Genomic DNA, 14615 nt, shown 5'->3' with positions numbered 1-14615 from the left:
AGCACTTATATCAACCAAAAAGCACACCCACTTTGAGAAACATTTCATCACCCTATGATTCGCAAAAAAACAGGCATTTTTTAATTACATAAACCTAAAAGAGCAATCACTATGCTTAATTTTACAAAGGCATCTTTGTATGTGGCCCTCCTATGCGCTACCGTGCCGGCACTAGCTCAGACGAACATTACGTCTACAGCAGGTTCGCTGACCGCGCAGTATGGAAATTCCAACGCCGTGGAAAACTATCCGAAGTTGATAGACAACAACACCAGTACGAAGTATTACATTGACAAAACGTCCCTTTGGGTTCAATTCGAAGCGGCAAGATCCGCCGTTGTTACCCAGTACTCAATTACCTCTGCAAACGATTATGCTGACCGCGATCCAAAGAACTGGAATCTGCAGGCATCGAATGATGGTAAAACATGGACTACGTTGAACACGCAGACCAACCAGGCATTTGCCAGTCGTTTTCTGACAAAAACCTATTCCTTTACCAACACAACTGCTTACACTATTTACCGCCTGAATGTTATTGCGAATAATGGCGCAGGCGCTATTCAGATAGCAGAGTGGCAATTGCAGGGAACATTGACAGGACCTGCTTCCGGACCTACGAATGTGACTGCCACCGTTCAATCAGGTTATAAAATAAACCTGACCTGGTCGGACAATGCCACCAACGAAACCGGTTACCGTATCGAAAGCTCACTGGATGCGGTTAATTTCCTGACACGTGCTACTGTTGCTGCAAATGCAACTACTTACACAGATAGCGCACTGAGTGCAGGTACCAGCTTTATCTACCGCGTAAGAGCGGTAAATGCGACAGGTGTATCTTCCGCAGATACTTCCGATGTTGTGAAAACAAGCGTGGCTCCTTCCGGATTTGATATCACCAATTACACGAACGCAAAGTTCAACGATCCGTATAATACAACTGGTGCTGAAGGATTGGATAAAGCTTTTGATAACAGCCCTTATACCAAATACCTGGCGTGGGCGGCTACAACTGCTATTGGTTATTCCCTGCCAGGTGGCGCCGTAGCTACACAATACAGCATTACTTCTGCGAATGATGCATCAGATCGCGATCCACGCAACTGGACCTTCCAGGGTTCCAATGACAGTACTAACTGGACAAACCTGCAGGTAGTAACAGACCAGCAGTTTACTGCCCGTTATAAGAAACGTACTTATGTATTCCCTAACACAACTTCTTATAAGTATTACCGTTTGAATATTACTGCGAATAATGGCGCGTCTATTACTCAGTTGTCAGAATTCGAAATCATCGGTACCGGCACAGGTACGGTGAATACAGGTGTTCCTGCTGCTCCGACAGGCTTTACGACGCAGTCGGTATCGAGCAACCAGATCATCCTGGATTGGGCGGATGCTGCAAGTACAGAAACTAATTACCGTCTTGAAAGAACGACAGATACGCTGAACTGGAACACAGCATTTGTATTACCAGTAAATACGACGCATTTCTATTCTCTCGACCTGTCTCCGCTGACGAAATATTATTACCGTCTCAGGGCAGAAAATGCGAATGGTGCATCTGCATGGGTAACTGGCAACAATACCACATTGACGGCTACACCGAAATCAGTATGGCAGGAACATTGGTTTGCGCATGTAGAACCATTGACCCTGAACTATTCTAACAGTAGTGTGAACATCTATTTTGATGCGGCGGTAAGTCCGTCTATTACCTGGATGAACCAGGATTTCACGAATGTATGGGAGTATGTAAAACAGAACTACGGTTCTTTCAGCGATCCTAAGCTGAACATGGTGTTCCATAGTAAAGCAGGTTATTCCGGTGGTCACCCTGCGAATGTATTCGATGCTTCTCATGACTATGCGAATGTGGGCGATCTTGGTGGTAGCTGGGCTACCCGTGAGGGCTGGAACCTGCACGCGTCTATTCATGAAGTAGGCCATATCGTAGAAGGTGGCAGCAAAGGCGTACATAATTCACCTTCTTTTCCGATCTGGGGAGATAGCAAATGGGCTGAAATCTTCATCTATGATGTAATGAAACGTCTGGGATGGTCAGCTGATGCACAGCAGGCATACAATGACTTTGTGGTGAAAGCAGAGAGCTTCCCTAGTCCGGATACTTACTGGTTCCGTGACTGGTTCTATCCGATCTACGACAGAGCGGATTCCAGTGCTGCGTTGAACAGGTATTTCGAGCTGTTATCACAGTATTTCCCGCAACATAATGGCGAATACACCCGTGACCTGAACCTGGGTGAGTTTGTGCATTTCTGGAGTGGCGCGGCTCAGTTCAGTCTGGAACTGCAGGCTGATACTGCATTTGGTTGGACCAAACAACTGGAGATGCAGTTCAAACAGGCACAGATCGATTTTCCGTTTACCTATCCACAGCCATTGTTAGCACCGGCTGTAGCGGCTGTACCGGAAAAGAAAGCTGCTGTGTTGAACATCTGGCCTAACCCTGCGAGCAACGTACTGAATCTTTCCCTGCCAGATGCAGTGAAGGTGTACAATGTGGATATCTACAATATCGCTGGTGTGAAAAGAGTGTCTCAGCGTATCAAAGGCAATTACAATAGTCTGAGCATTTCATCCCTGCCGGATGGTGTATATATTGTGACTGTTACTGATGATAAAAAGATCATTCACCGTCAGAAGATCGTGGTAAGTAATACGAACCGCTAATTATCCCTATAAGGTCCGTCGAAAGGAAAATGGGTTGTCCGCCGTATGGCAGGCAACCCATTTCGTTTTTTGGGAACCTGCCGGATACTGGCCTTCCCTGATCCAATTCTCCACTTCCGGTTTTGTGTCGGGACAATTCTTCACTTTTTTATTGAAACGAGTAGTACCCTTTTTCCCCTCACGCGACATCTAAGGAAACCTACAGCTCGGATCCACGTTTGACTGCTTGCGTATAGATGCAATCGATTGTATTAATGAATTGAAGACCTAATAGATTATCCTATAGCGAATTATCTTTTTTCATTTTCCCTTAAAAAACCAATTCAAAGATGAACAGACAACAAATTGTCAATGTCGCCAGGGCCGCAGCCCTCTCCATGACCGTATTACTGTCAGCATGTACAAAAGAAAGCGTTCAGCAGGAAGAACGTCTTGCCGCTGGCAGCAGTTTAGCCGCTCAGGCAGTGGGCAATATTATCCTGAATTCCTGGAGTGTGAACTGGGATAATTATACACATGGGGTGACTTATACCGCCAATAACGGCGCTACCGACTTTGGTAACGTTACCGGCTGGGTAGATAGCCGGGGGATGATCTCCAATGGTAATCTGCGTATTACCCTCTTAAAGAATGCCTTATCCGGTGCAGGTGGGGTTGTCGCCAACATCGACATTTCTGATGGTACTGCCTATGAAGTAGACTACGATGTGAGGTTCCACAGCCAGTTTGACTGGAGCAGGGGTGGAAAACTGGGCTTTGGTTTCTCTATCGGCGATGGTAATACCGGTGGTGATCCGGGATGGGATGGTAATGGCGGTACTGCCCGTCTGATGTGGTACCAGACAGATGCCGGCAGGGTATTCTTCCAGCCTTATGTTTACTTCAAAGACCAGTCTGGTCAGTACGGTGAAACTTTTGGTAAGTCTTATCCATCCAGCGGTAGTCTGAACAAAGGGCAGACCTACCATGTACACCTGTATGTAAAGAGCAACACGGGTAGTAATACCAATGGTCACGTACAGTATGTGATTGATGGTACAGTAGTGCTGGATCAGGATATCCGCTGGACGACCAACGACAGTAAACGTCTCATCAGAGGCCTGACCTTCCATACTTTCCGTGGTGGCAGCCAGACTTACTGGCAATCATCTACAGACGGTTATATCTACTACGATAATCTGAAAGTGCATAGAATCAGTACCAACTGATAAACCAGATATGTTTTTGTGGCCTCCGGAGTATCTCAGCTGTTCCGGAGGCTTTTTTATGCATACAGCTCCTCTTTGAAATCTGATATCAATCCTTTGATTTTTCTTATATGTGATAGCTGCTTTTTCCTGACCTTTGCGCAGACGGTAATGGCTGTCTGAACCAACATCCTGATTAAATTTATTGTATGAAAAAGCAATGGCGGATACTGACTGAGTCCCGGAATTATAAGGAAGGCAAATTCCTGAATCTTGAGTACACCCCTATGATGACGGAGGGTACCTCTATGAGCAAAATGCTGGTAGAGTATTTTCGTCCGCCGGCAACAGCTGTTCCCGCCAGCGAGATACCCTCTGTCAGAACGGATCTGAAAGCGTTACGTTCAGATAAACCGGTGATCGTCTGGTTCGGGCATTCCTCTTATCTGATTCATTGCAAGGGCATCAATATACTGGTAGATCCTGTATTAAGCGGACATGCGTCTCCACTACGTACGATGGTGAAAGCTTTTCCTGGTGCTAATGTTTATCAGACAGAAGATATGCCTGCTATTGACTACATGATCATTACACATAACCACTACGATCACCTGGACAAGAAGACGATCAAGAAGCTGCGTCCGCAGACAAAGGCGTACTATACGTCATTGGGCGTGGGAAAGGATATCGCAGGTTGTAGTGTGAATGACCAGGATATCACAGAAATGGATTGGTGGGAAACGGAGCAGTTAAGTCCGGAGATCTCTCTTACCGCTACACCTGCGCGGCATTTTTCCGGCAGGGGGCTTAAAAGAGGTGGTTCGTTGTGGTCGTCATTTGTGCTGAGAATATATGGTTATACTATTTTCATCGGTGGAGATTCCGGTTATGGTGCCCATTTTAAGGAGATCGGTGAAAAGCAGGGGCCAGTAGATATTGCTATATTGGAATGCGGTCAGTATAATGAAGCCTGGAAACATATTCATATGATGCCGGAAGAGACGGTACAGGCAGCATTCGACCTGAAGGCAAAAATGCTGTTACCTGTACATTGGGCTAAATTCAAGCTGGCATTACATCCCTGGAATGAGCCTATTGAAAGAGTCACCAAGGCTGCTGTTGCACAACATATGCCTATTGCTACGCCAATGATCGGTCAGCCGGTTACTGTAGGAAAACAGCCGGTGATTACGTCATGGTGGAACTTCTGATATTATAATCCGGGAATGATAATATGAAAGAGGGTCCCCTTCCCAGGCGCAGACTCTACAAACAGGTGGCCTGCGTGATTGGCCACAATGCGTCTGCATAAAGACAATCCGATACCGGAACCGGGAAACATGGCGCGGTTATGCAGGCGTTTGAATACTTCGAAGATCTGTTCGGCATATTTCTGTTCGAAGCCGATGCCATTATCCCTGAAGGTGATATCAAAGTATTGTCTGTATCGCTCGGATTTGCCGAGGTAGCTGCCTGCCATATCGGATGTTATGATTTTTGCGCCGATTTCTATTACGGGGCGGATGCCTGGCTGTGTAAACTTCAAGGCATTACTCATAAGGTTATAGAACAGCTGGTTGATCTGTAGCGGAATACCCTGTATAGTAGGGAGTGGTCCGATCAGGATCTCTGCATTTTTCTCTTCTATGATCAGTTCGAAATCGCTGATGACGCTTTGTAGGATGAAGGTGAGGTCTATTGGCCGCGTCATATTTCCTTTCTCCAGCAGTCTGGAAAACTCCAACAGGTCTTTGATCAGCATCGACATTCTTTCTGACGACTGATTGATCTTTTCCACCAGCTTCTTATGATCCGGAACGAGGTCTTCATAACGGTTCAGCAGGTCGGCATAAATGCGGATCTTGCGCAAAGGCTCCTGCAGGTCATGACTGGCCACGTATGCGTATTGTTCCAGCTCCTGATTAGATCTGACGAGATTGGCGTTGGCATCCTGTAATTCTTCGTTCATGGCTGCCAGTTCCTCATTGGAGGCGGCAAGTTCTTCTGTCCTTTCAGCCACTTCCAGTTCCAGGTTACCCTGATGTTCCAGTAGTTTGTTACGGGCCAGTACCTGTTCGGTTACATCGATGGCCATGTCTACAATCGCGAAGACTTCTCCCATTGCATTCAGCAATGGTTTGTAAGTATAGTTGAAATAGAATGTTTGCGGTTTGCCATTGATGACAAGGATTGCCCTGGCTTCTTTTTCATGATAGGCGATACCGGTTCTATATACCTCATCCAGTATTTTCAGGAAAGGCTGTTCTTTCAGTTCAGGTACTGCATCAGACAGTTTTTTGCCGAGAACGGATCTTCCTTTGCCCCATACATTGATCATCGGTTCATTAGCGACTTCTATGACCAGTTCAGGACCTACAAAGAGTGCGGTGGCTACAGGCGCTTCTTCTACGAGAGAGCGGAACCGGTATTCACTTTCCAGGAGTGCCTGTTGCACTTCCTGTTCTGCTCTCAGGTCTCTGGCTACGCAGGCAACAGCAATGGGTTCTCCGCTCATAGGACTGTCGAGCCGGAAAGCATTGGTATGAAAAGGAATCTGTTCGCCGGTTTCCTGTTGTGTATAGTATTGTCTTCCTGTCCATTTACCTTCTATAAAGACAGCAGGAAGGATATGTTTTTCGAGATGTACCAGGTGTTCGAGGGTAAAGATATCCCTTATATTACGCGTGATGGTGGAGCTCTTTCGGCCCATGCCCAGTAATTTCATACCGGCATCATTCACATAGGTAATGGTACCATCGAGATTAGCTACGGCAATAAAGTCGCTGCTGTTTTCTACCAGTGTCAGCAGCTTTTGCTGTTCCTGGCGGGCGGCTACTTCGTTGCTGATATCAAAAGCGATCACCAGTATGTTTTCTTTCTGATCGTTCTGACTGGTGATACGGGCTGTATTAACCTGTACCCATCGTTCGGCGCCATCCCTTAGCCTATAACGTTTGATCTGATTGAATACATCACGTTTACCCTGCATCAGTTCTGCGAAGAGCTGTACATTTTCCTGCTGATGTTCGGTATGTACGATCTCGATGTATTCTTTGCCGGTCAGTTCTTCTGCGGTGCAACCCAATAGACCTGCAAAGGCTTTGTTGATCATATTGAACTTTGCCTGGCTATCGATGAAGGCCATGCCGATGGTGGCATTGTTAAAGGAGAGTGCAAAGCGTTGTTCAACTTCTTTGAGCAGGCGGTCCTGTTCTTTCTGCAGGGTGATATCCAGGCAGATACCGGACAGTGATACGGGGGTACCGTTTATATCATAGTAATACTTGCCACGTACTTTACCCCAGTGAATAGTACCGTCTTCCCATACGAAACGTGCTTCATAGTGCAGGGTACCGGTTTGGGCGGCCATTGCATATGCACGTTCTCTTATTGGCACATCATCCGGGTGAATATGGCTGATCAGTATGTTCCGTTTCTTAACGACAGGTTCCCGTATGCCCGTCATAATGTATTGAAGATTGGCAGAGAAGTCAATATCATCGGTGCTCAGATCGACGGTAAAGATACCGGCGTCAGAACCTTCTACAGCGAGACTGGCCAGTCTTTCTGCTGCTTCTGCCTTCTCATGGGCGGCTATTTCTGCGGTAATATCCTGGCTGATGCCGGAGAGGCGGATGGCTTTTCCTTCGTTATCAAAGTAAGCCTGTCCTTTTACATTCAGCCATAAAGTATTGTTGTTGTCACTTGCAATGCTTCTGAACCGGACGCTGAACTGATGATCAGATTGCGGCTGTAATGCCTGTCTGACCGTCTGCCGTACGGAGTCCTGATCTGCGTAGTGAATATGCCGTATGACGGTCTCGTAAGTAGGCGTTTCGTCGTCTGCCAGTCTGAATAAAGCCCTGCAACGTTCATCCAGTACGATCTGCCGGTTGACCATATCTACATCCCATGTACCGATCCCGGCAGCATGTAATGCAAAACGTATCTGAAGTTCCTGGTCCCGGGGGATAGACGGTTTGGGTGTTATAAGTTCACTCATGTTTCACTGGCAGTCCATTGAAGGTACAAGTTAAATCAAAGGAACCGAATTATTATTTCTCGGTCACCTTCTTTCCTGCTTCCAGCTTTTCGATCATGCTTTTAAGACGGTTTTGTTTGGTCTCCTCTCTTTTAGCAGAGGTGATCCACACCATATATTCCTTCCTGTCGGTGTAAGACAGTTTAGTATAAAAGGCTTCCGCTTTAGGGTGTTTGGCAAATAAAGCGACTACTTCGGCTGTGAGTGGTACTTCCCTGACTTCCAGGTCCTGTTCCAGTTCGACGTGGATGGTATCGCCGAGTTCTTTACCTAGTTGTTGCCGGATTGTCTGGGTAATGCCCAGCCAGTGCTCCGGCATGTTCATCTTTGTCAGGCTGCCCCGATAGGTCACTTTACCATCAATCAGTGCTTTCACCTTTACCTGGCCTTTTACGCCAAACAATTCCTGTACGTTATAAGGAAACACGACATAGCCGGCATTCATACCACCATGTTGTCGTATCACGGCATCAAAAGTTACTTTCCTGGACATGTGTTATTCTTTTTCGTAGGCTTCAATCTCGTGGAGGAAGTGTTGGGCCTTTGTAAGAGCGATCCATTCACTGCTACCAAAGATAATCTTAAACCAGCGTTTATCTGCATTTTCGATCTTCGCGTTTTGGTAGAACCAGATGACGAGCGCTGAAAACAGAAAAGTGATGGTCAGCTGGAATACCCATAGTCCGATGGTACCATTTTCAAACATGCCTTTATTGAAGTAGAAGGTGGTATAAAAGGGGGCTGACAACATAAGTATGCGTACGATACTGATAGTTGAAAGTTGCAGGCGAACCAGTTTTTTCTGTGTGTCCAGTACATTGTTGTCATTGTCGATCTGTTGTATCAGCGCTACCTGTCGGATATATACAACGATGGCTGTGACGGTAATGATGATAACGGCCATTGCAGATATAATGAAGAAGAGACTATAAGGCGTCATGTACATGATGGCCAGAACGACCAGTGCAGACAGGAACAGCGACCAGATGATACCCAGGATTACGGCTACGATCTTGATTGCTTTTAATGGCCGGAGTGCAGTTCTTGCTTTCTGGGTCTGTATTTCGGTGATCAGGCGTTGATTCAGTGTCAGTGACTTTTCCAGCTTTTTATCGTAAGCGGCCCACATTTGTTTTAATAAGATGTCTTCCATTGTTATCAGGTATGAATGGTGGAAAATTTGTTTTTCAGTTTGCTTTTGATGCGGTTGATCTTTGTTGCGATGTTGGTTTCTGTTAATCCCAGTATATCGGCTATTTCCTTATAGCTTTTCTCTTCCAGGTACAACAACATGATAGCTCTGTCCAGTTCCGGCAGTTCATGAATGAAGCGTTGCAATAATTGCAGCTGTTCCATATCTGCTGTTTCTTCTGTAAGGACGATAATATCGGCGGTGAGTTCGTGTGCGCTGTTGCGCTTACTGTCTTTACGATAGAAGGAGATCGCCACGTTCAGGGCTATTCTGTATAGCCAGGTAGAATACTTATACTGATCATTATACCGGTCAAATGATCGCCATAGCTGGAAGATGATCTCCTGTATGAGATCTTTTCTGTCTTCTGTATGGTGGCAGTAGGAATTGGCTATTTTATAGATAATTCCCTTATGCTGTTCGATGACCGACAGAAAGAGCTTATCTTCTTTTGGAGGGGCCATATGATGTAATCATTAAGGTCATTTGAATAAATATTTACCTTATTATTCGCAGGAGGGAATGAAAAATCACATCAGGATATCAGTAATCCTGAAAGTAACAAAAATTGGGGATACAAGGGGGAGATTTTAGACGATTTTCAGGTGCCTTTTATCGAAGGCAGGTGTTTCATAGGATAGTAAAAAATTATTACGGATGATTTTCATTGCATCGGCTCAAATGCCACGCCATAGCGGGATTCGAGCCGATGTAAAAAGGTGATTCATAGGATAAGTACACGCTAAAGATAATCAAATTTTGATATCAGGAAATTATTTCTTCTCTTTTTGAAATAATTAATATTAAAATGAAGAAAAATGCGTTGCGCGATAAAAAATGAAGGATTTCTGCGCGATTATTTGTCAAAATTTAAAGGTCAGATCATTCAATATCAATAGGAATACTATCCGTTTATTCTTCTGCTGTCATTGAGCTATATACTAACAGTGTTTCCATTGTTGCCTTTATGAACAATCACTTTCTATTATTTATCTGCTTTTGCAATCAGGGATAATAATTCATCCGTGGATAACTTACCACTGATGTCGCTTCCTTCCAGAAGTCTGTCGGCCAGGTCTCTTTTACTATTATGGAGTGCGATGATCTTTTCTTCAATGGTGTGTCTTGTTACCAGCCTGTATATTGTTACTGGTCTTGTCTGACCGATACGATATGCTCTATCTGATGCCTGTTCTTCAATAGCAGGATTCCACCAGGGATCCAAGTGAATGACATAGTCAGCGGCAGTCAGGTTCAGACCAGTTCCGCCAGCTTTAAGACTGATCAGGAATAGTGAACCGGCGCCTGCCTGGAATTCTTTTACGACTCTTTCCCTGACGGGGATAGGAGTGCTGCCATCCAGGTAGCAATAGGAAACATTCAGTTCATCGAGGGCTAACCTGACCAGGTCGAGGTGTTTTACGTACTGACTAAACACCAGTGCGCGGTGATTATTGTCGATCAGCTCTTTTACGATTTCAATGAATACAGCGAGTTTGGAAGAAGGTATCCGGATCTCCGGATCTATCATCTGTGTATTACAGGCTGCCATGCGCAGTTTCCCGATCTCTGTCAGTGTATTTAAATTATGCTTGCTGGTCTTGTCTTTACTATAACGTTTGATATTTTCCACTGCTTTCAGGCGAAGTGCTTCATAGAAAGCCGCTTCTTCCGGCGACAGGGAGATCATTTTCACAATCTCTGTTTTCTCCGGCAGTTCATCCAATACGGCGGTTTTGGTACGACGTAGCATGAATGGCGCGACGATCTTACGCAGGTGTTTAGTAACAGTACTTTCTGCGTTATATATAACCGGCGTAGTAAACTGTTTATTAAAATATGGCAGGCTACCCAGTAGTCCGGGATTGATAAAGTTGAAAAGGTTCCAGATCTCAGTCAGGTGGTTCTGTACCGGGGTACCAGTCAGTATCAGTCTGAAGCCAGCCTGTAAAGCCATGGCAGCTTTGGAGGTTTTGGTCTGGTAGTTTTTAATGGTATGCGCTTCATCCAGTACGACGGTGTTCCATGGAATCACGGATAGCAGTTCATCTTCGGATTGCAGGATACCGTAGGTGATCAGTACTACATCAAATGGACCGGCTGCTTTCAGTATGGCATGTCGTTTACTGCCGGCGATCTGTCTGACTTGTAAAGAAGGTGCGAACTTATACAGTTCGTTTACCCAGTTCGGCAATACGGATGCCGGACATACCACCAGCGCCGGACCTTCATGTGCCCTATATAACAACATGGCGATTGCCTGGATCGTTTTGCCCAGACCCATGTCATCAGCGAGACAGGCGCCTGCGCCCCATGCGGCCAGTCTGGCCATCCATCGGAAGCCTTCTTCCTGGTAAGGACGTAATTGTGTTTGTAAGGTAGCAGGGATTTCTGCCTGTACGGTTGCTGCCGCTGCCTGTCCGGCGCGCAGTGCTTTCCAGTGTTCATCTGTTTCCACCTGGCTGGCGCCTTCCAGTAGTTCGTCCAGCATGTGTGCAGCAAGTGGACGTATACGGAGTTCTTCGTGTTCTGCTATTGCTACACTGGCGAGTTCATTCAGCTGACGGTAGAGTTTACCGGTCAGCGAAAGGAATTCCCCTTTTCCTACTGTCACAAAGCGGCTATTGCTGGCTTTCACAGCGTCCAGCAGATCTTTCAGGGATAAGACCGTGTCTTCGTCCACTTTGAGATCGCCGTTAGCAGCAAACCATTTACCATCTACCCTGCGGATGGTCAGGCGGAGTTGCGCCTGTGGTTCGACCATACGTACCCGTAATTTCTGTCCTTCCGGCCATTCCGCAGTGGCCAGTTCAGGGTGACGTTGTATGACTTCCAGCAGTTGCAGGCATTCCAGAGGATCTTCGAAGATGATGACGTCATCTTCTATTTCCTGTTTGACAGATTCCTGGATAAGGGTAACGAGTTTTTCCAGATTGCTCTTTTCTGCATCGAGATCGCGGGTAGCCTGACAACGTTCTCCATTGGTAACGCCGATCAGGTGTTTGGCGCCTTCTCCTGGTTTGCAATAAGGTGGATCATTGACAAACGGTTTTACAAAGAAGGAGGCTCTCAATGCATCGCCGGTGGGTTGCAGCTGTACGCGTATACGGGCGTCGCCTGCCCGTTGCTTAATATTTAATGCTGCGGTGTCATCCAGGTTGGAATGCACCGTCATATGAGCGCCTATATTGCGCAGCGCCTGCATCAGTTTATCTTTTCCTGTGGCAGGCACTGTTTCAATTTGCCGGAGCGTCTGTAATACGGTACGTTGTTGTTGTGTAAGCCTGATCACTTTCAGGCGTGTATCTGATTCTTTTATCAGTACGGTATCGCTGATATAATCGTTGATATTGGTGCTGAATTCGTAGCCGTTACCTGTTTTATTAACCACCAGTTCCGGTTGTCCCTTGATAATCTCCACAGGGGTTTCCGGTGCATCCAGCATGAACAGATAAGGATGACCTGTTATTTCATGCCATACTCTTTCGCCAAAGGCATAGGCTTCGGTACCATAGGTATGATAGTTTTCTTTGATGATCGCGCCGGCAATACGGGTATCGTGATCCGTCATCGCTTCTATCAGACCATCCTTCAGTTTTTTCAGTTCTACTAGCCGGCCTCTACTCCATCCGGTATCTCCTTGTGTTTGTATGACAGGCTGGATTTCTGATTTACGGATGTCAATCAGGTAAGCCAGTCTTGTAGCGGCTGGCGCCTTTTCTTTTTGTGTTTTGCCGGCTTCAGGTAGGATGAGTACGTTGAGCAGGCGTTCCCAGTCCGCGACCGGCTGCATCCGCGAAAAGATCGGCTCTTTACCAATGAAGGCGGCCAGTTCGCGGAAAGTCTTTTCATTATTCAGATATGCCTGCTCACGGAACAGGTATAAGAGTTCGTATGTGAGCAGACGGTATTTGCGTTGTATACCGTGATATAAAACGACTTTCAGGAAAGGGCTATATTGTTTGAGCAGTTTACTTTTCGGGTAATATGCCTGCAGACATATCAAGGCCAGGTAACTGAGCAGGTATTTTTCCGGCTGTTTAGAAGTTGTTTCCAGCAGGATCTGCAGGATGTGATCCGCTTTTTCTTTGCGTCCGCTATGAAAGTGTAACAGCGCAATGGCGGGTGTAATATCCTGGAAGAGTTTTTTATCGTATGCAGCTACTACTTTGTTAATAGTAGTATATGTTTTTTCTTCTGGTAGTATCGTCAGGGTGTAGGCGTACAGGAAGGCGAAGAGTGGCGATACCGGAATGGTATGTTTTTTATCCTGTTGCCGTTGTTGTTTGATACCCTGTTCAAATGCAGTGAGGGCTTTGTCGGATTGCCCTTCGTAGAGATGTACGGCAGCCTGTGCATAAATAGCGTCCGTACCGGTGATCTCCTCTCCTGTTTCTCCGGCCTGTAAGATGACTTCTGCATGTGCTAATGCACCCGGTTCTGTTCTGATCAATATGGCGACCTGTACTTTGAGCTGTTGCAAAGCATCAGGCGTACTCATGGCCAGCAGGTGTTGCCGGACGGCTGCGTGATAGATACTGGTAATGCTGCCGGTATCGAACAATCGTAATAATCCTACGTATTCGGGATAGTACAGCAAATAGCAGAGATAGGGAAAGTATTCTGCGAGTTCAAAACTGATCTTTCTGACAGGTTGCAGTAACAGGGAGCGATCGCCGGTAAAGAAGGCGGTCAGCAATTGTTGCAGTTCCTGCAAGCGGGCGCTGGTGCTGTAAAATGAGTATGGTTTTGCATGATCCAGCAGGCGCAGGTATTCCGGCTTTCTGATATTTTCCGGAAACAGGAGGAAACCCAATTCTGGTATCAGGGAATAATTGCCCGCCAGGTTGTAGGTTCCCAGTCCTTTTTCCTTTAGTAGTTCAAGGATATCAAGTATCCTGTCCTGTGGTATTTCCCTGACGCGATTCACCGCATCGAGAAACGTATATCGTTCCAGGGGATATAGGTATACGGACAGCACGTCTGCGACGATGCGGGCATCGGCGTCGAGTGATTGATACTGTTCAGTGTAAAAGGAATGATTCACCATGGCTGGTGCAAGTTCCGATCATTCTTTGACAAAAGAAAGCATGTACCTCGCAGTGGTCAGGAAAGAAGCGAGGTCATTAGGTTTTGTGATATAGTCCTTAACGCCCAGTTCAATGCTTTTCGCTTTGAAAACGGGAGATGTTGAGGTGCTCCAGATAATTTTCGGAATATCCATGAAGCGTCCCTGATCATTCAGTTCTTTTACCACTTCTACGCCGGTTAGTTCAGGAATATTATAATCAAGTATCATGAGTGCAGGCATATTGCTTTCACCCATGGTATCCAGATATTTCACGAATTTTCTACCATTAGGGATGCACACCAGTTGCCAGGTGGGATCTATCTCCTCTATTGCATTTTCCAACAGCTCCTGGTCATCAATATCATCTTCCGCCAACAGGATCAGCCTCTTCGAATGGCCTGAAAGTTGCATCTGTAAAGTTGTTTT

General features: G+C 46.1%; 9 protein-coding genes. 3 read left to right on the top strand and 6 right to left on the bottom strand.

The window, feature by feature from the left end:
* Positions 1-111: 111 nt before the first annotated feature.
* The 3 genes from CPIN_RS36240 (at position 112) to CPIN_RS01640 (ending at position 5095) form a co-directional block, all read left to right on the top strand.
* Entirely contained in the window at positions 112-2697 is a 2586-nt protein-coding gene (locus tag CPIN_RS36240) for a T9SS type A sorting domain-containing protein (RefSeq protein ID WP_012788009.1), read from the top strand.
* Between the two features lie 329 nt (positions 2698-3026).
* The gene (locus CPIN_RS01645; RefSeq protein ID WP_012788008.1) at positions 3027-3905 is read left to right on the top strand and encodes a polysaccharide lyase; all 879 of its coding nucleotides are present in this window, start codon (positions 3027-3029) and stop codon (positions 3903-3905) included.
* A 188-nt stretch (positions 3906-4093) separates the two neighbouring features.
* Positions 4094-5095 (top strand): MBL fold metallo-hydrolase, encoded by a 1002-nt coding sequence (locus tag CPIN_RS01640; protein ID WP_012788007.1) that lies wholly within the window; start codon positions 4094-4096, stop codon positions 5093-5095.
* A gap of 2 nt (positions 5096-5097) precedes the next feature.
* Here CPIN_RS01640 and CPIN_RS37835 read toward each other — a convergent pair whose 3' ends face one another.
* From CPIN_RS37835 to CPIN_RS01610, 6 genes are all read right to left on the bottom strand, one after another.
* Positions 5098-7887 carry a PAS domain S-box protein gene (locus CPIN_RS37835; RefSeq protein WP_012788006.1) on the bottom strand — a complete coding sequence of 930 codons (2790 nt, stop codon included), beginning with the start codon at positions 7885-7887 and terminating at the stop codon, positions 5098-5100.
* Between the two features lie 52 nt (positions 7888-7939).
* A complete protein-coding gene (locus CPIN_RS01630; protein WP_012788005.1) occupies positions 7940-8419 on the bottom strand; it encodes a YdeI/OmpD-associated family protein in 480 nt (159 codons plus the stop codon).
* Between the two features lie 3 nt (positions 8420-8422).
* The gene (locus CPIN_RS01625) at positions 8423-9079 is read right to left on the bottom strand and encodes a hypothetical protein (RefSeq protein WP_044217623.1); all 657 of its coding nucleotides are present in this window, start codon (positions 9077-9079) and stop codon (positions 8423-8425) included.
* 5 nt (positions 9080-9084) lie between these two features.
* The gene (locus CPIN_RS01620) at positions 9085-9582 is read right to left on the bottom strand and encodes an RNA polymerase sigma factor (RefSeq protein WP_012788003.1); all 498 of its coding nucleotides are present in this window, start codon (positions 9580-9582) and stop codon (positions 9085-9087) included.
* A 521-nt stretch (positions 9583-10103) separates the two neighbouring features.
* Positions 10104-14168: a DEAD/DEAH box helicase gene (locus tag CPIN_RS01615; RefSeq protein WP_012788002.1), complete on the bottom strand. Its 4065-nt coding sequence runs from the start codon at positions 14166-14168 to the stop codon at positions 10104-10106.
* A gap of 18 nt (positions 14169-14186) precedes the next feature.
* A complete protein-coding gene (locus CPIN_RS01610; RefSeq protein WP_012788001.1) occupies positions 14187-14600 on the bottom strand; it encodes a response regulator in 414 nt (137 codons plus the stop codon).
* Positions 14601-14615 lie beyond the last annotated feature (15 nt).

This window comes from Chitinophaga pinensis DSM 2588 (assembly GCF_000024005.1).
Lineage (GTDB): Bacteria > Bacteroidota > Bacteroidia > Chitinophagales > Chitinophagaceae > Chitinophaga > Chitinophaga pinensis.
This window is presented reverse-complemented; position numbering and strand designations above follow the sequence as displayed.

What these genes read in the sequence shown, in the direction of transcription:
- CPIN_RS01620 (WP_012788003.1), bottom strand. Translation starts at nt 9,582, where the DNA reads ATGGCCCCTCCAAAAGAAGATAAGCTCTTTCTGTCGGTCATCGAACAG.
- CPIN_RS01615 (WP_012788002.1), bottom strand. Translation starts at nt 14,168, where the DNA reads ATGGTGAATCATTCCTTTTACACTGAACAGTATCAATCACTCGACGCC.
- CPIN_RS01610 (WP_012788001.1), bottom strand. Translation starts at nt 14,600, where the DNA reads ATGCAACTTTCAGGCCATTCGAAGAGGCTGATCCTGTTGGCGGAAGAT.
- CPIN_RS01645 (WP_012788008.1), top strand. Translation starts at nt 3,027, where the DNA reads ATGAACAGACAACAAATTGTCAATGTCGCCAGGGCCGCAGCCCTCTCC.
- CPIN_RS01625 (WP_044217623.1), bottom strand. Translation starts at nt 9,079, where the DNA reads ATGGAAGACATCTTATTAAAACAAATGTGGGCCGCTTACGATAAAAAG.
- CPIN_RS01630 (WP_012788005.1), bottom strand. Translation starts at nt 8,419, where the DNA reads ATGTCCAGGAAAGTAACTTTTGATGCCGTGATACGACAACATGGTGGT.
- CPIN_RS36240 (WP_012788009.1), top strand. Translation starts at nt 112, where the DNA reads ATGCTTAATTTTACAAAGGCATCTTTGTATGTGGCCCTCCTATGCGCT.
- CPIN_RS01640 (WP_012788007.1), top strand. Translation starts at nt 4,094, where the DNA reads ATGAAAAAGCAATGGCGGATACTGACTGAGTCCCGGAATTATAAGGAA.
- CPIN_RS37835 (WP_012788006.1), bottom strand. Translation starts at nt 7,887, where the DNA reads ATGAGTGAACTTATAACACCCAAACCGTCTATCCCCCGGGACCAGGAA.